Consider the following 16,680-nt stretch of genomic DNA (forward strand, 5'->3'; position numbering starts at 1 on the left):
ACCAACTCCTTAGATTATTTGCCGTCTTTGCCAACATGAAGAATGGCAAGGAATGCCTCCTGAGGCAGTTCAACGTTACCAACCTGCTTCATACGTTTCTTACCGTCTTTCTGTTTCTGCAACAGCTTTTTCTTACGGCTGACGTCGCCGCCGTAGCATTTTGCCAGCACGTTTTTACGTAACTGTTTTACCGTTGAACGAGCGATAATGTGATTCCCTATAGCCGCCTGAATAGCAATATCAAACTGCTGACGAGGGATCAATTCTTTCATTTTTTCAACTAACTCGCGACCACGGTAAGGCGCGTTATCGTTATGTGTAATTAATGCCAGGGCATCAACACGTTCCCCGTTAATCATGACGTCCACACGCACCATATTAGAGGCCTGGAAGCGTTTGAAGTTATAGTCCAGAGAAGCATAACCTCGGGAAGTCGATTTCAGACGGTCGAAGAAGTCGAGCACCACTTCAGCCATAGGGATTTCATAGGTCAGCGCAACTTGATTACCGTGGTACACCATGTTGGTCTGTACGCCACGTTTTTCAATACACAATGTAATGACGTTACCCAGGAACTCTTGTGGCAACAGCATATGACATTCAGCAATAGGTTCACGCAGCTCTTCGATGTTATTCAGCGCAGGCAGCTTCGACGGGCTATCAACGTAAATAACCTCTTTATTCGTCGTCACGACTTCATACACTACGGTAGGAGCCGTGGTAATCAGTTCCAGGTCGTATTCACGCTCTAAGCGCTCCTGAATGATTTCCATATGCAGCAGGCCGAGGAAGCCACAACGGAAGCCAAAGCCCAGTGCTGTTGAACTTTCTGGTTCATAGAATAATGAAGCATCATTCAGGCTAAGCTTGCCCAGCGCATCACGGAAGCCTTCATAGTCATCAGAGCTGATAGGGAATAGTCCCGCATAAACCTGCGGTTTCACCTTTTTAAAGCCAGGTAATGCTTTATCTGCCGGGTTACGAGACAGGGTCAAGGTATCGCCAACCGGAGCGCCTAAAATATCCTTGATAGCACAAACCAACCAGCCTACTTCACCGCATTTCAGTTCAGTACGATCGATTTGTTTTGGAGTAAAGATACCCAATCTGTCAGCGTTATAAACTTGACCGGTACTCATCACTTTAACTTTATCGCCTTTACGCAACGTCCCGTTTTTTACGCGAATCAATGAGACAACGCCGAGGTAGTTGTCGAACCATGAGTCAATGATTAACGCTTGCAGAGGCGCATCCGGGTCACCTTCTGGCGGCGGAATATCACGTACCAGACGCTCCAGTACCTCAGGAACACCTAAACCGGTTTTTGCCGAACAACGTACGGCATCAGTCGCATCGATACCGACGATATCTTCAATTTCTTCTGCAGCTCTGTCCGGATCGGCTGCAGGTAAATCTATCTTGTTAAGAACCGGGACAACTTCCAGGTCCATTTCCATGGCGGTATAGCAGTTTGCCAGGGTTTGAGCTTCAACCCCCTGTCCGGCATCAACCACCAGCAGTGCACCTTCACAAGCCGCCAGAGAACGTGACACTTCATAGGAGAAGTCAACGTGTCCTGGTGTATCGATGAAGTTAAGCTGATAGGTTTCACCATCTTTAGCTTTGTAATCAAGCGTTACGCTTTGCGCTTTAATGGTAATGCCACGCTCGCGTTCCAGATCCATGGAGTCCAGTACCTGAGCGGCCATTTCGCGATCGGTTAGCCCCCCACAAATCTGAATAATACGGTCGGACAGCGTCGATTTGCCGTGGTCAATGTGAGCAATGATGGAAAAGTTTCTTATGTTCTTCATAAATATAAGTTTTTGTCTCATTTAGAGGCTTGGGTATTTCTGATGGACACCACTGCGGGCACTCAGAGAGCACTACCCTTCAATTATTGGCGGGAATCTTACACTGTCACGCTGAATTAGTCAGCACATGCGTGTATTACCACCCTGGTAACTCTGCGAATTCTCATATATTTAATCGGTTCGTACCGATGACCGTTCAGTGATTAAAGGCCCTGATACGACTCATCCCGGCCACTGACTCTGGTCTGTGGCCGGGATGAGTATAAATACCTGCAACTTGATAAATAGCGGGTATACGTTGCTATGGCGTTTTGTACGAGGATACTGAGGTTTCTACCCTCAATGAATCAGGCCCCAGCGCTACGTTCAGAATCACGGGTTGCCAGTTATCGCGCTGACTCAAGCGCTGTGAATAGAGACGCGCCAGCATAAACCCACCGACGCCACCTAGCAACGCTCCGGCCATTGCCGCGATATCCGTCGCGAAAAACCATTGAAACAGACCACCGATAACAAAAAGTCCGGCTAAAGGAGACATATAGACCAGTAATGCAGAGCCTAACAGGCTCTTTTCAGCAATACCCAGTTCAACTTTTTGCCCGGCAATCAGTGGCTTTTCACTCTGTACTGTCAATAAATGCTCAGTTTGCGGGCCCAGTTTATTCAGCACACGGGTACCGCATCCGGCACGCGAAGCGCAGCCGTTACAGGATGTTTTTACGTCGCATTTCAGCACAGCTTGCCCATTTTGCCATGAGACGACTGTTGCCCACTCTTTAATCATGGTGCAGTTCCGAATTTGACGCCGTCAGCAATCCGCTTAGCGGTTTGCGGAGGCAGCTCTCCAACGATAGTTATCTCTGTTTTATCACGGTGCTGGGTATTAATCGTGCGGCGCCCGGTACGTATCAATTGCTCACCGTTACTTAATGCACCCGTTATCTCATTCACATTCACAGAAAAACTAAAGAGTCCGTCACTGAAGAGACGAGATTCAATCGGGATACCTACCGAAGGTAAAGGACGGCGGCTACTGGATATCTCTTTGAAACCTTCAGGTAACCAGGAAACATGCCAGGTAAGATTCTCGCTGGCTGTATCAGGTACCGAGAATGCGGGTGGTAAACTGGCCTTCTCCAGGTCATTCATTGCCTCAGTGACTTCACCATCAACCGAGAATGAAATAACCCTGAATTGTTCCAGCGTATCACCGTCGCGGTCCAGTAAATCGACGCGTAGCGGTAGCTTAGTCTCGGTATCCACCCAGACAATATAGCTGTAGCGCGTACCATCCCGGGCAACGACACGTAATACATCACACAGACGATCGGCAATACGGGTACGCCCTACCGGAATAAAATCGTAGTAAGGTGCCAGTTGACTGAAATTGGTGTAAACAATAGACGGCAGCGAGTCAACGATGTAGTCACCGTTTAACGTAAAAGGCTCGAGTCCGGGTTCAAAATAGCTGATTTCGTCACCACGCTGAACAACCTCCCGCAGTGGACCATCCATTTGTAGCAACTGAGCAAGGGTATTGTTATTGCGCCGAATATGACGATAACGCTGCGACTCGATCCCTTGCTTGTTGACGCTGATAAATGACAGCTCGTAATTACGTGACTGACTGGCCTGGTTCATTTCCTGCAACAACGCCTCAGACGAATTTTCTTTCGCTGAGGCGCTTGCGGTAAATAACAGGCTGCTTGTCACAATAGACAGGGCATACCAAAGTTGCTTCATTACTGCGATTGCGTTCCTAAAGTTTGAGTTCCAGGCACTTGTATCGCAGCTTGCTGAGGTGATGTTTGTTCAAACTGAGACTGCCCGGCGTGTAAACGGCGTTGCAATTCATAATCTTGCAGCATTGCATTAATCCGTCGACGCTGTTCCTGTGCCTGCGCCTGTGCAGAACTGCCAGGTACAGAGGCATCAGAAGGTACCCCTAAACTGACAGGACTGGCCTGGCCGATCATAGGTAAAGTATTAAACACCGGTGACTCTGGTTGCAAGTCACTTTCAGGCGTACCGTTGTATTGTTGCACGCCAACGATAACCGCCAGAGAAACACAAGCAGCCAAACCGGCCTGGGTCAAATGACTCGCCCAAGGACGAACCCGATGCCAGAACGGCATTTTCTGCCATTGCTCTGGTTGAGGCTGAGACTCAGTAATCAATGGCACAGCATTTTTTGCTGGTTCTTTCGCAATAGCAGCCATCACATTGGTAGATATATCGAAATGAAGAACATCACTGCTGTCGCCACGCATCACGTCACGAATCAGATGATAACTCTCCCAGTTTTGCTGTAACGATTTGTCTTTAGACAAAGCATTCAACAATTCACTGTCCAGAGACTCACCATCCATTAAAGCGGAAAGCTGTTCTTTCTGCATGCCTAATACCCTTCCAGTAATCCGACATCGTCAACGCTTGATAAGCGGTTGAACCTTGTTATCAATAGCTTCACGTGCACGGAATATACGTGAACGAACCGTACCTACCGGGCAATCCATGATGGCGGCTATCTCTTCATAGCTCAGACCATCTAACTCCCGTAACGTAATTGCCATACGTAAATCTTCCGGAAGTGACTCAATAGTACGGAAAACTATCTGCCTTAGTTCTTCTGACAACATTAAGTTCTCAGGGTTCGAAATTTCTTTCAATGCGTTGCCACTTTCGTAATTTTCGGCATCGCTGGCATCCACATCACTTGAAGGTGGACGCCGTCCCTGAGCTACCAGGTAGTTCTTTGCTGTGTTCACAGCAATACGATACAACCAAGTATAAAATGCGCTATCACCACGGAATGAATCCAGTGCGCGATACGCTTTTATAAATGACTCTTGCACAACGTCAGGTACATCTCCGGAAGGAACATACCGTGAAACCAGACTGGCTACTTTGTGCTGATAACGCACAACCAGTAGGTTAAACGAGTTCTGATCGCCCTTCTGGACCCGTTCGACGAGAACCTGATCTGTTAACTGCTCGCTCATCGAAGGTAATGTCTCCCAAAATCAAATATCCACACATCAACTAAAAACCACTCGGGCTCTGAATTTTTGAACAAGCTAAGGCTTGGAGTCGTTGATACGAGTAAAGTTCCATTACAGCTTTGTTCTCTTTTATGTTCAGCAGAGTTCATTTTTTTGATTATCTGTTCCGCTATATCAACCGTGAATACCGCTTTATTTAAAGCCATATCCTGAATAATTCGCGTGACCTGTGGGAACTAAATGAAGCGCAGCAATAGGGACAGACAGATTATGCGCATCATGAAAACCACATCCAGGTAACGTGAAATATGACGAGTTTAAAAGACTAACCTTCAGAGTATCGCATGAATCACCATTTTTCATTACTAAAACTAGAGAGTTGGGCTCCATATAAGTGTTTTTCACTACCTGGTAACTTTTATTCAACTGATTATAAAACCACTATGTTTAGCCTACAAAACAAATAATCAAAAAAAGATGTACTTTACCCTTGTCGCTGCTATTCTTTCGCTAAAATTGTTTATCGTAATAAACACCATGACCATGAATAGCAATCTCACTTGTGATGTACTTATTATAGGTAGTGGTGCAGCCGGACTGACGGTTGCTCTGCGCCTGGCCCCACACTGTAAAGTTCTGGTCTTGAGTAAAGGCCGGGTTAAAGAAAGTGCAACCTTTTATGCGCAGGGTGGGATTGCCGCTGTTTTTGATGAGACTGACAGCATTGAATCACATATAGAAGATACCCTGATTGCCGGAGCGGGGATCTGTGATAGCAAAGCTGTGAGCTTTGTCGCCCGACATGCCAGGAGCTGTGTTGAGTGGCTTATTCAGCAAGGGGTGATGTTTGATACGCATACCGAGTCCGGCAGTGAAAACCGTTATCATCTGACCCGGGAAGGCGGACACAGTCACCGCCGTATTCTTCATGCCGCTGATGCCACAGGCAAAGCCGTTCAAACCTCACTGGTCGAAAAAGCCTTGGTGCATCCGAATATTCGTATTATCGAACATTGCCAGGCTATCGATTTAATACTCTCTGACTCTGCCGACGCAAATACACCTCAGCATGTTCAAGGCGTACAGGCGCTTAATCGTGATACCGGGGAAATCGAGAGCTACCGTGCTAAGTCTGTTATCCTGGCAACCGGTGGGGCTTCACGCGTTTATCAATATACCACGAATCCAGATATTGCCTCTGGTGACGGTATTGCCATGGCATGGCGTGCAGGTTGTCGGGTTGCTAATCTGGAGTTTAACCAGTTCCACCCGACAGCATTGTACCATCCGCTGGCGCGTAATTTTTTACTGACCGAGGCCCTTCGGGGTGAAGGTGCATTGCTCAAACGCCCTGACGGAACGCGTTTTATGCCGGAAATTGATGAGCGTGCAGAACTGGCCCCTCGCGATATTGTAACCCGGGCTATCGACAGTGAAATGAAACGCCTTGATGCCGATTGCATGTACCTGGATATCAGCCATAAATCACCTGAATTTATCCTTCAGCATTTCCCCAATATTTATCAGAAGCTGATGGAACTGGGTATTGATTTAACCAAAGAGGCCGTCCCTATTGTCCCGGCAGCACATTATACCTGTGGTGGCGTAGTGGTTGATGAGAGGGGACGCACCGATATTGACCGACTCTATGCTATCGGTGAGGTCTCCTATACCGGTCTGCACGGAGCAAACCGTATGGCCTCTAATTCGTTGCTCGAGTGTCTGGTTTATGGCTGGTCGGCAGCGGAAGATATTCTGAAGAATCTGCCTGATGCCGATTCAACGATCTCTCTGGCAACAGAAGTCGCTGCATCTGCAGAGCACCTTGATGAACAGGCTATTCTTCAGCACAGCAGTAATGAGTTACGCATATTGATGTGGAATTATGTCGGCATTGTTCGCAGCGATCTGAGCCTGGCCAATGCACTCCGGCGGGTCCGGTTACTCCAGCAGGAAATCGTGGCACATTGTCAGCATTTTCGCGCTTCCAGCCAGCTCTTAGGGCTACGCGATCAAATTCAAGTTGCTGAGCTGATCGTTCGCTGCGCCATGTTGCGAAAAGAAAGCCGAGGCCTGCATTATTCTCTGGACTATCCGCCCTCGGCGTTATCCACAGCAACAACAGATACCGGCCCGAGTATCCTGATCCCTACACCTTAGGGGACTTGCTCTACCTGAAGTGACCTGACTTCCGCCAGGTCACTCGAATGATTAACGATACAGATAGAAATCACGCGTCAACTGACAATGCGCCGGAGAATAAAGATTATCAGCTCCACGAATGGCTAGCTCTGTGTGGGTCAAGGCTCCCGGCTGAAGAGATAATCCCAGCAATACACGCTGTAATGGGCGATTCTCTTTTCCCGCCACGTCAGTACGTAAGCGTAACTGCCAGCCTAATTGATTTGCCTGCGTAATAAACTCATCCGCCGTCATTGCGGGTAATATCAGACAAAATAAACCTTGATCCGTTATCCATTGCCGGGCGCAACTTAACAATGCCGGATAACTCAGGGTCGTGGTGTAGCGTGCCTGCGCACGTTCAGCAGAGGAACAAGCACTACCTTTCTCAAAGTAAGGTGGATTACTGACAATTAATGAATAGCGACGATTAACCGGTGGGGCCCAGTGGCAAATATCGGCCTGATGGACGGTAATACGCGATGCCCAAGGGGAAGCCTGCACATTTTCTTGTGCTTGCTGTGTGGCTGCGGTATCTAATTCGACAGCATCGATAAGGCTTGTTTCCGGAGTTCTCTGCGCCAGCATCAGTGCCAGTAAGCCGCTACCAGTACCGATATCAAGTATCGTATCAACCTGCGTTACAGGCGCCCAGGCACCGAGCAGAACTCCGTCAGTCCCTACTTTCATTGCGCAATTTTCATGAGCGACGAAAAATTGTTTAAACGTGAAACCATTGCCACGTAGCGCCGCCTTTTGTACCGACATCTATCCACCTTGCGCCGAAAACCATATAGCATAAGTGAAATGCCTGGCCGCTGAAAGACACAAATAGATGAAGATTGCGGCCATAACGTCTATAATCGGCGCCCCACATAGAGGTAGACCATGACTGTTAGTACATTTTCCGAACTCGAACTTGACGAAAGCCTTTTGGATGCACTCCAGGATAAGGGCTTTACTCGCCCGACAGCCATTCAGGCTGCGGCTATTCCCCCTGCGCTTGAAGGGCGCGATGTGCTGGGCTCCGCGCCAACGGGTACCGGTAAAACAGCAGCATATCTGCTGCCAGTGCTACAGCATCTGGTCGACTTTCCGCGTAAAAAATCCGGTCCGCCACGCATTTTGATAGTGACCCCAACGCGGGAACTCGCAATGCAGGTCGCGGATCATGCCCGTGAACTGGCTAAATATACTCATCTGGATATTGCGACTATCACAGGTGGTGTAGCCTATATGAACCACGCCGAGGTTTTCAGTGAAAACCAGGATATTGTGGTGGCAACAACCGGCCGTTTGCTGCAATACATTAAAGAAGAAAACTTCGATTGTAGGGCGGTTGAAACCCTGATCCTTGATGAAGCAGACCGTATGCTGGACATGGGATTTGCTCAGGACATCGAAACAATCGCAGCAGAAACACGCTGGCGCAATCAGACCATGCTTTTCTCCGCCACGCTTGAAGGCGATGCGATTAATGATTTTGCTGAACGTTTACTGGAAGATCCGGTGGAAGTGTCTGCCAGTCCTTCAACCAGAGAACGTAAAAAGATCCATCAGTGGTACTACCGCGCGGATGACGTTAAGCATAAAACAGCCTTACTGATTAACTTGCTGCAACAACCCGACACCGTACGTTCAATCGTGTTTGTTCGTAAGCGTGAGCGAGTGCATGAACTGGTTTCATGGTTGCATGAAGCCGGTATCAAAAGTTGCTATCTCGAAGGCGAAATGGTCCAGGCTAAGCGTAATGAAGCGATTCTGCGCTTAAATGACGGCCGGGCTAACGTGCTGGTCGCGACAGATATCGCTGCTCGCGGTATCGATATCCCTGATGTCAGCCATGTCTTCAACTTTGATTTACCCCGTACTGCCGATGTCTATTTACACCGTATTGGTCGTACCGGCCGTGCTGGCCTGAAAGGGATTGCTATCTCGTTAGTTGAAGCCCATGACCAGCCATTACTGGGTAAAATCTCGCGTTATATGAACGAGCCGTTAAAATCACGCACGATTGACACTCTACGTCCGGTAACCCGTGCGCCAAGTGAGAAACTGGGCGGTAAACCGTCCAAGAAAGTGCAGGCAAAACGCGCAGAGAAAAAAGAGAAAGAAAAAGAGAAAGAGAAACCTCGGGCAAAAGAACGTCATCGCGATAAGAAAAACGTCGGTAAGCGTCGTAAACCAAGCGCTGATAACGCACCGTCAAAAGAATAGTGAAACAACGCATTTAAGGAAACGATTTCCGCTTTCCTGCCACAACTTAAAACGCCTGATATTTTTATCAGGCGTTTTTTTGTTTTTATCGCTCCAAATCCAACATAATAATAAATAACCTTTTGTTCATTTTATCTTGCTTTTTAATACCCCCCCAAACCCACTTTACTGGATAAAAAACCAGTGTGTAATCGCTACCACAATGTGACGTGGAATTATTTTTTTATAAATTGTCTATGTTATAGTTATCCTACAAAATACGGTGCTGGGAGAAAGAAATGAGAGTTCTGGTTACAGGTGGTAGCGGTTACATAGGAAGTCATACTTGTGTACAACTGCTGCAAAACGGGCACGACGTCGTTATCCTGGATAATTTATGCAATAGCAAACGCAGTGTCGTCCCAGTGATTGAACGCCTTGGGGGAAAGCAACCTCTGTTTATTGAGGGCGATATTCGCGACGAAGCGCTGCTGGCAGAAATTTTCCACGAACATAACATAGATGCGGTTATCCATTTTGCCGGGCTGAAAGCCGTCGGTGAATCTGTCAATAAACCGCTTGAATACTATGATAACAATGTCACAGGTACACTGCGTCTGATTACCGCGATGCGTGCTGCTAACGTAACGAACTTTATCTTTAGTTCTTCTGCCACCGTATATGGCGACCAGCCAATCATTCCTTATGTAGAAAGTTTCCCAACCGGAATTCCTGCCAGCCCCTATGGCCGCAGTAAACTGATGGCAGAACAGATCCTGACCGATCTGCAAAAAGCACAGCCTGACTGGAGCATTTCACTATTACGCTATTTCAATCCGGTAGGTGCTCATCCATCAGGTGATATGGGTGAAGATCCGCAGGGTATTCCTAATAATTTGATGCCGTATATTGCGCAGGTCGCAGTAGGCCGCCGTGATTCACTGGCGATTTTTGGCAACGACTATCCAACCCAGGACGGTACCGGTGTGCGGGACTATATCCATGTTATGGATCTTGCTGACGGCCATGTTGCCGCCATGCAGACACTGCAGGGTAAACCAGGCGTCCATATTTATAACCTCGGTGCCGGTGTCGGTAGCAGCGTGCTCGAGGTGGTCAATGCCTTTAGCCAGGCCTGCGGCAAACCGGTTAATTATCATTTCGCACCACGTCGTGATGGCGACCTTCCTGCTTACTGGGCTGATGCCACTAAGGCAGATCAGGAGCTGAACTGGCGTGTGAGTCGTTCATTACAAGAAATGGCCGATGATACCTGGTGCTGGCAGTCCCGTCATCCCAATGGCTATGCAGACTAAGGACTTATTCATGACTCAATTTAATCCTGTAGACCATCCACATCGTCGGTTTAATCCCTTAACCGGACAATATATTTTGGTTTCTCCGCACCGGGCTAAACGCCCGTGGCAAGGTGCCGAAGAAACCCCCGCAGTGACCCAGCTACCCTCTCACGATCCGGAATGTTTCCTCTGCCCGGGTAACGTCCGTGTGACAGGCGATAAAAACCCGGATTACACCGGCACGTTAGTGTTTACCAACGATTTCGCCGCTCTGATGACCGATACGCCGAATGCGCCTGAGAGTAACGATCCCTTAATGCGCTGCGAAAGCGCTCGCGGAACCAGCCGTGTGATCTGCTTCTCGCCAGACCACAGTAAAACCTTACCTGAGCTGTCCGTTTCTGAGCTCGAAGGGGTGGTAAAAACCTGGCAGGAACAGACCGCAGAACTGGGCGAGATCTATCCATGGGTGCAGGTATTCGAGAATAAAGGTGCGGCTATGGGCTGCTCCAATCCCCATCCGCATGGTCAGGTCTGGGCGAATAGTTTTTTACCCAATGAAATCGCGCGTGAAGATAAGCAGCAGCGTGAATATTACGCTAACCAGCACTCACCGATGCTGGTGGACTATGTTCAGCGTGAACTGGCAGACGGTAGCCGTACCGTTGTCGAAACTGAGCACTGGCTGGCAGTGGTTCCTTACTGGGCAGCCTGGCCATTTGAAACCTTGCTGTTACCAAAGGCGCATGTATTACGCATCACCGACCTCACTGATGACCAGCGCCTTGACCTTGCACTGGCACTGAAAAAGCTGACCAGCCGCTACGATAACCTGTTCCAGTGTTCTTTCCCCTACTCTATGGGCTGGCACGGTGCTCCATTTAATGGTGAAGAGAACCCACACTGGCAATTACATGCCCATTTCTACCCGCCGCTATTACGCAGTGCAACAGTACGTAAATTTATGGTTGGTTACGAGATGTTAGCTGAAACACAACGTGATTTAACTGCAGAACAAGCAGCAGAACGTCTGCGCGCTGTCAGTGATATCCATTTTCGTCAATCCGGAGAATAGACATGAGCCTGAAAAACACCACCCAGCAGCTGTTTAAAGAAAAATTTGGCTATGCCGCGACCCATGTCATTCAATCTCCAGGTCGCGTTAACCTGATTGGCGAACATACTGACTATAACGACGGCTTTGTCCTGCCTTGTGCGATTGATTATCAAACGGTCATTAGCTGTGCAAAACGCGATGATAATATCGTTCGCGTTATCGCGGCAGACTATGATAACCAGGAAGATAGCTTCTCTCTGGATAGCCCAATCATCAAGCACGAAACACAGCAATGGCCTAACTACGTTCGTGGTGTCATTAAACATTTGCAGCTACGTGATAACAGTTTCGGCGGCGCTGACTTGGTTATTAGCGGTAATGTGCCACAGGGTGCTGGCCTGAGTTCTTCTGCCTCGCTGGAAGTCGCGGTGGGGAAAACCTTCCAGCATCTTTATAACTTGCCGCTTGATGGCGTACAGCTGGCGCTTAATGGTCAGGAAGCCGAAAACCAGTTCGTGGGTTGTAACTGCGGCATTATGGATCAGCTGATTTCATCTTTAGGCAAAAAAGATCACGCGCTGCTGATCGACTGCCGTAACCTGGAAACGCGTGCGGTTTCTATCCCTGAAGATGCCGCTGTGGTGATAATCAACAGTAACTTTAAACGTACCCTGGTTGGCAGCGAGTACAATACTCGCCGTGAACAATGCGAAGCCGGCGCCCATTTCTTTGGTAAAAAAGCGCTGCGTGACGTGACTCTGGATGAGTTTAACACTGCGATCAATGACCTTGATCCGGTCGTGGCTAAACGCGTTCGCCATATCCTGACCGAAAATATCCGGACCGTTGAAGCCGCCGATGCGTTAGCCAAAGGTGACTTTGTGCGTATGGGTCAGTTAATGGCTGAGTCACATGCCTCAATGCGCGATGACTTCGAAATTACCGTTCCACAAATCGATACCCTGGTTGAAATTGTCAAAGCGGCCATTGGCGAGAAAGGCGGTGTGCGTATGACTGGCGGTGGTTTTGGGGGCTGTATTGTCGCCCTGGTTCCTCAGGAGCTGGTCCCGGTTATCGAGCAAGCTGTCGCCAAAGAATATCAGGCGAAAACCGGTATCAAAGAAACCTTTTATGTCTGTAAAGCTTCTGCCGGAGCCGGTGAATGCTAGATCTGGCACCTGACGGTCAGCCGTTTAACCTCACCACCCTGCGCAATAAAGCAGGGATGGTGGTATCGGTCATGGACTGGGGAGCGACATTGCTCTCCTGCCAGATTCCCCTGGCGGACGGCAGTCTGAGAGAAACGCTACTGGGGTGTCCTTCACCGGTAGACTATCCTCAGCAAAACGTTTATCTCGGGGCAAGCGTAGGCCGCTATGCGAATCGTATCGCTAACGGACAATTGCTGCGTAATGGTGAAGTGACCAGGCTTGAGATAAATTCTCCTCCTCATCAGCTTCACGGTGGGCCGGAAGGCTTTGATAAACGCCGCTGGCGTATACTAAGTCAGGACGAGCAGCAGGTTGTTTATGCCCTCGACTCACAGGCTGGCGATCAAGGTTTTCCGGGTGCATTACAGGTGACCGCACAGTACCTGTTAACGGAAGACAACAGGCTGCGTATTGTCTATCAGGCTACTGTTGATAAGCCATGTCCGGTTAATCTGACTAATCATGCTTACTTTAACCTCGACAGTGAACCCGGTGATATCCGTGAGCATCGCTTACAAATCTTCGCTGATAGCTATTTGCCGGTGGACAGTAGCGGCGTACCACCAGCAGGATTAAAAGGGGTAGAAGGGACCAGTTTTGATTTCCGTACAGCGAAAAGTATTGCCCGGGATTTCCTCAGCGATACCTGTCAGCAGGCGGTAAAAGGCTATGATCATGCGTTTCTGTTGCAGGCAAAAGGTGATTTAAGCCATCCTGCAGCTAAACTCTGGTCAAGTGATGGAAGGCTCGAGATGCGGGTTTATACCACTGCCCCTTCACTGCAATTCTACAGCGGTAACTATCTTGAAGGGACACGAGCCCGCGAACAGGGTATCTACCATGATCATCATGGGTTAGCGCTGGAGAGCCAGTTCCTGCCAGACAGTCCTAACCACCCTGAATGGCCTCAGCCGGATTGCTGGTTAGCGCCCGGGGAAAAGTATCAGAGCGTCACGGAATATCAATTTATAGCGCAATAATAATCTGGCTCTTCATTTATGAAGGGCCATTTTTTATTGCCAGGTCAAACCTCAAATGCCACCCCATAATACCATCCGGTGAGGAGATCCCCACAAGATGGCACTGTTACAACAGATAGCCAGGTTCGAGTACGGAAAAATCTAATACAGGCCAAATGGCCTGCGAAGATAGAGAATAACTCAGTTATGTACCGGTGCAGGAATAGCGGCGCTTACGCGCAGCCCGTCTGAGTTAAAGACCATACAGTTGCGAATATCAAAACGCAGCTTCAGGTTCTGATACGGGCGGAAGTGGACATCTCCTGGCAGCAACATTTTAAAGCCGTCATGGCCATGACACTGCCCGAACAGGTAAGTATTGTTACCCAAACGCTCAACCACTTCACAATGAAAATCAAGCACCAGAGACTCTTCCTGTGCCACCGCCAGATGCTCAGGCCGCAGGCCCAGCGTTACCGTATCACCGGGCTGCAATGCTTCGGTTGTAATTTCAAGCGTCAGACTCTGAGTATCAGCTACCTCAAGAGTAATCTGGCCGGGTTCCCAGCTTTTAACCACTGCTGGCAGGAAGTTCATTTTCGGTGAACCAATAAAACCAGCGACAAATTTATTCACCGGATTGTAGTAGAGATCCATCGGGGAACCCATTTGCTCTACTTTGCCGTAATTCATCACCACAATTTTATCCGCCAGCGTCATCGCTTCAACCTGATCATGGGTGACATACACCATGGTGGTTTTCATCTCCTGATGCAGCTTGGCAATATGCAATCGCATATCCACGCGCAGTTCGGCATCAAGGTTAGACAGCGGCTCATCGAACATAAATACGCGTGGTTTGCGCACAATAGCGCGACCAATAGCAACACGCTGACGCTGACCGCCCGAAAGCTGTTTCGGTTTTCTGTCCAGAAGATGGGAAAGTTGCAGCGTTTTCGCCACCATTTCAACCTGATGACGAATTTCTTCTTTCGGAACTTTGTTAACCTTCAGGCCATAACCCATATTTTCAGCAACCGTCATATGAGGATAAAGCGCATAAGACTGGAACACCATCGCTACGCCGCGGTGTGATGGGGCAACATCATTAATCACTTCGTCGCCAATCAGTATCTCACCGCCGCTGATATCCTCCAGCCCGGCAATCATACGTAATAACGTCGATTTACCACAGCCGGATGGCCCGACAAACACAGCAAACTCTCCATCCTCAATATCGAGATTGATGTTATGCAGCGTTTCGGTTTTGCCGAAGCGTTTGGTCACGTTCCTCAGTCTAATGCTGGACATTCGGTAATCCTCGAAAGTTATCATTCTGATGCTATTAATCGTTATGCTGTCGTCACTAACCCGATAAATGTATTACGTATAACATTCCACTGGAAAGATACACAACACAGATAAAGCATGGAAGAACTATAACTTCCTTGAATTTACGCCCCTATCTGATGATTTCATTTCTGCAATCAAGATCACACAATAGCGACATTTTTGTAGAGTTAGACGGCTTCAAAGCGTAGCGTATAACATTGTAACGTATTACCAGTATCTTTACCCCACTCTGCGTAAACAGAGGCTTTACATTACAGGAACCTTGTTTACTGTTAGGTACAAAACACAATAATGTTATACCTTCACAAGAGATTAAGAATGAAAACCAAAAAGATAACCGCAATGATCTTAAGCGCACTGGCCATCGCTCAGTGTGCCAGCTTCTCTGTACAAGCCGCACAAAAGCAGTTAACCGTTTGGGAAGACATCAAAAAATCTGATGGTATTAAGCAGGCTATCGCCGATTTTGAAAAACAATACGATGTAAAAATTAAAGTGCAGGAGACGCCTTACGCCCAGCAGATTGAAAAGTTACGCCTTGATGGCCCTTCGGGTATCGGACCTGACGTGCTGGTTATTCCCAATGACCAACTCGGTGGCGCCGTTATACAAGGATTGCTGACCCCGCTGGATGTGAATAAGACCATAGTCGATGCTTTCACTGCCCCTTCAGTCTCGGCCTTCACGATGAATGGTTCCCTCTACGGCCTGCCAAAGGCAGTAGAAACCCTGGTGATGATTTACAACAAAGATATCCTGCCAGCCCCACTTGCCACACTGGATGAATATGCCCAGTTCTCGAAAAAACAGCGGGCAGAGAATAAATACGGCTTACTGGCAAAGTTTGATCAAATTTATTACTCCTGGGGTGCGATTGGCCCGATGGGAGGATACATCTTCAAAAAAGAGGCTAACGGCAGCCTGAATGCCAATGATGTTGGTCTTAACACACCGGGTGCTATCGATGCGGTCACCTATCTGAAGACGTTCTATACCGATGGCCTGCTGCCAACCGGTATCCTGGGCGATAACGGTCTGAATGCCATTGACTCATTATTTACCGAGAAAAAAGCCGCTGCTGTTATCAATGGACCCTGGGCATTCCAGCCCTATGAAGCTGCCGGAATTAACTACGGCGTTGCTCCACTGCCAGCGCTCCCGGATGGTAAAGAGATGAGTTCATTCCTCGGAGTGAAAGGCTATGTGGTCTCAACCTGGAGTAAAGATAAGGCATTGGCTCAGCAATTTATTGAGTTTATCAATCAGCCTCAATACGTCAAAACCCGCTATCAGGTGACCAAAGAGATCCCAGCCCTCACCGCCATGATAGACGATCCGCTAATTAAAGATGACGAAAGAGCCAGCGCTGTTGCTATTCAGGCCAGCCGTGCTTCCGCGATGCCGAGCATTCCTGAAATGAATGAAGTCTGGGGCCCTGCTAACGCCGCACTGGAGTTAAGTCTCACCGGCAAACAAGCGCCAAAAGAAGCGCTGGATAACGCAGTAAAACAAATTCATATGCAAATCGAAGCTATGCAGGCGAGTAACCAATAAATCTCGTGATACTGGCGGCCTGTTAAGGTCGCCAAAAGATGATGAAAGAAGGAGC

Annotated in this window: 15 protein-coding genes; 7 read left to right on the plus strand and 8 right to left on the minus strand. The window is 48.5% G+C overall.

The window, feature by feature from the left end:
* Positions 1 to 14: 14 nt before the first annotated feature.
* The 6 genes from lepA to rseD form a co-directional block, all read right to left on the minus strand.
* Positions 15 to 1,814, minus strand: coding sequence for a translation elongation factor 4 (gene lepA, locus M2387_RS12730; RefSeq protein WP_259049772.1), 1,800 nt, complete (start codon positions 1,812 to 1,814; stop codon positions 15 to 17).
* Positions 1,815 to 2,115: 301 nt separating this feature from the next.
* Positions 2,116 to 2,598 (minus strand): SoxR-reducing system protein RseC, encoded by a 483-nt coding sequence (gene rseC / locus M2387_RS12735; protein WP_259049774.1) that lies wholly within the window; start codon positions 2,596 to 2,598, stop codon positions 2,116 to 2,118.
* Positions 2,595 to 3,557 carry a sigma-E factor regulatory protein RseB gene (rseB, locus tag M2387_RS12740; protein ID WP_259049776.1) on the minus strand — a complete coding sequence of 321 codons (963 nt, stop codon included), beginning with the start codon at positions 3,555 to 3,557 and terminating at the stop codon, positions 2,595 to 2,597. Before rseB ends, rseC begins: the two co-directional genes overlap by 4 nt.
* A complete protein-coding gene (gene rseA / locus M2387_RS12745) occupies positions 3,557 to 4,210 on the minus strand; it encodes an anti-sigma-E factor RseA (protein ID WP_259049778.1) in 654 nt (217 codons plus the stop codon). Before rseA ends, rseB begins: the two co-directional genes overlap by 1 nt.
* A gap of 30 nt (positions 4,211 to 4,240) precedes the next feature.
* The gene (gene rpoE, locus M2387_RS12750) at positions 4,241 to 4,816 is read right to left on the minus strand and encodes an RNA polymerase sigma factor RpoE (RefSeq protein ID WP_259049780.1); all 576 of its coding nucleotides are present in this window, start codon (positions 4,814 to 4,816) and stop codon (positions 4,241 to 4,243) included.
* Positions 4,813 to 5,022 (minus strand): rpoE leader peptide RseD, encoded by a 210-nt coding sequence (gene rseD / locus M2387_RS25910; protein WP_409039883.1) that lies wholly within the window; start codon positions 5,020 to 5,022, stop codon positions 4,813 to 4,815. Before rseD ends, rpoE begins: the two co-directional genes overlap by 4 nt.
* A 331-nt stretch (positions 5,023 to 5,353) precedes the next feature.
* On the opposite strand from rseD, the gene nadB reads away from it, so the two are divergent.
* Positions 5,354 to 6,976 carry an L-aspartate oxidase gene (gene nadB / locus M2387_RS12755; protein WP_259049883.1) on the plus strand — a complete coding sequence of 541 codons (1,623 nt, stop codon included), beginning with the start codon at positions 5,354 to 5,356 and terminating at the stop codon, positions 6,974 to 6,976.
* A gap of 51 nt (positions 6,977 to 7,027) precedes the next feature.
* Here nadB and trmN read toward each other — a convergent pair whose 3' ends face one another.
* The gene (gene trmN, locus M2387_RS12760) at positions 7,028 to 7,765 is read right to left on the minus strand and encodes a tRNA(1)(Val) (adenine(37)-N(6))-methyltransferase TrmN (RefSeq protein ID WP_259049782.1); all 738 of its coding nucleotides are present in this window, start codon (positions 7,763 to 7,765) and stop codon (positions 7,028 to 7,030) included.
* Between the two features lie 120 nt (positions 7,766 to 7,885).
* Between trmN and srmB the strand changes: the two genes are divergently transcribed.
* The 5 genes from srmB (at position 7,886) to galM (ending at position 13,739) form a co-directional block, all read left to right on the plus strand.
* Positions 7,886 to 9,214, plus strand: a complete 1,329-nt coding sequence (srmB, locus tag M2387_RS12765; protein WP_259049784.1) for an ATP-dependent RNA helicase SrmB — start codon at positions 7,886 to 7,888, stop codon at positions 9,212 to 9,214.
* A 278-nt stretch (positions 9,215 to 9,492) separates the two neighbouring features.
* A complete protein-coding gene (gene galE, locus M2387_RS12770) occupies positions 9,493 to 10,509 on the plus strand; it encodes a UDP-glucose 4-epimerase GalE (RefSeq protein ID WP_259049786.1) in 1,017 nt (338 codons plus the stop codon).
* 10 nt (positions 10,510 to 10,519) lie between these two features.
* Entirely contained in the window at positions 10,520 to 11,566 is a 1,047-nt protein-coding gene (gene galT, locus M2387_RS12775; RefSeq protein ID WP_259049788.1) for a galactose-1-phosphate uridylyltransferase, read from the plus strand.
* Between the two features lie 2 nt (positions 11,567 to 11,568).
* Positions 11,569 to 12,717: a galactokinase gene (gene galK, locus M2387_RS12780; protein WP_259049790.1), complete on the plus strand. Its 1,149-nt coding sequence runs from the start codon at positions 11,569 to 11,571 to the stop codon at positions 12,715 to 12,717.
* Complete coding sequence (gene galM / locus M2387_RS12785) at positions 12,711 to 13,739, plus strand: galactose-1-epimerase (protein WP_259049791.1); 1,029 nt, start codon at positions 12,711 to 12,713, stop codon at positions 13,737 to 13,739. The genes galK and galM overlap by 7 nt, the downstream gene beginning before the upstream one ends.
* Positions 13,740 to 13,919: 180 nt before the next feature.
* On the opposite strand, the gene M2387_RS12790 is transcribed toward galM, so the two are convergent.
* Entirely contained in the window at positions 13,920 to 15,029 is a 1,110-nt protein-coding gene (locus tag M2387_RS12790) for an ABC transporter ATP-binding protein (RefSeq protein WP_259049792.1), read from the minus strand.
* A 360-nt stretch (positions 15,030 to 15,389) separates the two neighbouring features.
* On the opposite strand from M2387_RS12790, the gene M2387_RS12795 reads away from it, so the two are divergent.
* Complete coding sequence (locus tag M2387_RS12795) at positions 15,390 to 16,625, plus strand: extracellular solute-binding protein (RefSeq protein ID WP_259049793.1); 1,236 nt, start codon at positions 15,390 to 15,392, stop codon at positions 16,623 to 16,625.
* Positions 16,626 to 16,680: the final 55 nt, after the last annotated feature.

Origin of the sequence: Klebsiella sp. BIGb0407, assembly GCF_024807845.1 — a bacterium.
Taxonomy (GTDB): Bacteria; Pseudomonadota; Gammaproteobacteria; order Enterobacterales; family Enterobacteriaceae; genus JGM124.

Excerpts from the sequence above, each read along its gene's own strand:
- lepA (WP_259049772.1), bottom strand. The coding sequence starts at position 1,814 with ATGAAGAACATAAGAAACTTTTCCATCATTGCTCACATTGACCACGGC.
- rseC (WP_259049774.1), bottom strand. The coding sequence starts at position 2,598 with ATGATTAAAGAGTGGGCAACAGTCGTCTCATGGCAAAATGGGCAAGCT.
- rseB (WP_259049776.1), bottom strand. The coding sequence starts at position 3,557 with ATGAAGCAACTTTGGTATGCCCTGTCTATTGTGACAAGCAGCCTGTTA.
- rseA (WP_259049778.1), bottom strand. The coding sequence starts at position 4,210 with ATGCAGAAAGAACAGCTTTCCGCTTTAATGGATGGTGAGTCTCTGGAC.
- rpoE (WP_259049780.1), bottom strand. The coding sequence starts at position 4,816 with ATGAGCGAGCAGTTAACAGATCAGGTTCTCGTCGAACGGGTCCAGAAG.
- rseD (WP_409039883.1), bottom strand. The coding sequence starts at position 5,022 with ATGGCTTTAAATAAAGCGGTATTCACGGTTGATATAGCGGAACAGATA.
- nadB (WP_259049883.1), top strand. The coding sequence starts at position 5,354 with ATGACCATGAATAGCAATCTCACTTGTGATGTACTTATTATAGGTAGT.
- trmN (WP_259049782.1), bottom strand. The coding sequence starts at position 7,765 with ATGTCGGTACAAAAGGCGGCGCTACGTGGCAATGGTTTCACGTTTAAA.
- srmB (WP_259049784.1), top strand. The coding sequence starts at position 7,886 with ATGACTGTTAGTACATTTTCCGAACTCGAACTTGACGAAAGCCTTTTG.
- galE (WP_259049786.1), top strand. The coding sequence starts at position 9,493 with ATGAGAGTTCTGGTTACAGGTGGTAGCGGTTACATAGGAAGTCATACT.
- galT (WP_259049788.1), top strand. The coding sequence starts at position 10,520 with ATGACTCAATTTAATCCTGTAGACCATCCACATCGTCGGTTTAATCCC.
- galK (WP_259049790.1), top strand. The coding sequence starts at position 11,569 with ATGAGCCTGAAAAACACCACCCAGCAGCTGTTTAAAGAAAAATTTGGC.
- galM (WP_259049791.1), top strand. The coding sequence starts at position 12,711 with ATGCTAGATCTGGCACCTGACGGTCAGCCGTTTAACCTCACCACCCTG.
- M2387_RS12790 (WP_259049792.1), bottom strand. The coding sequence starts at position 15,029 with ATGTCCAGCATTAGACTGAGGAACGTGACCAAACGCTTCGGCAAAACC.
- M2387_RS12795 (WP_259049793.1), top strand. The coding sequence starts at position 15,390 with ATGAAAACCAAAAAGATAACCGCAATGATCTTAAGCGCACTGGCCATC.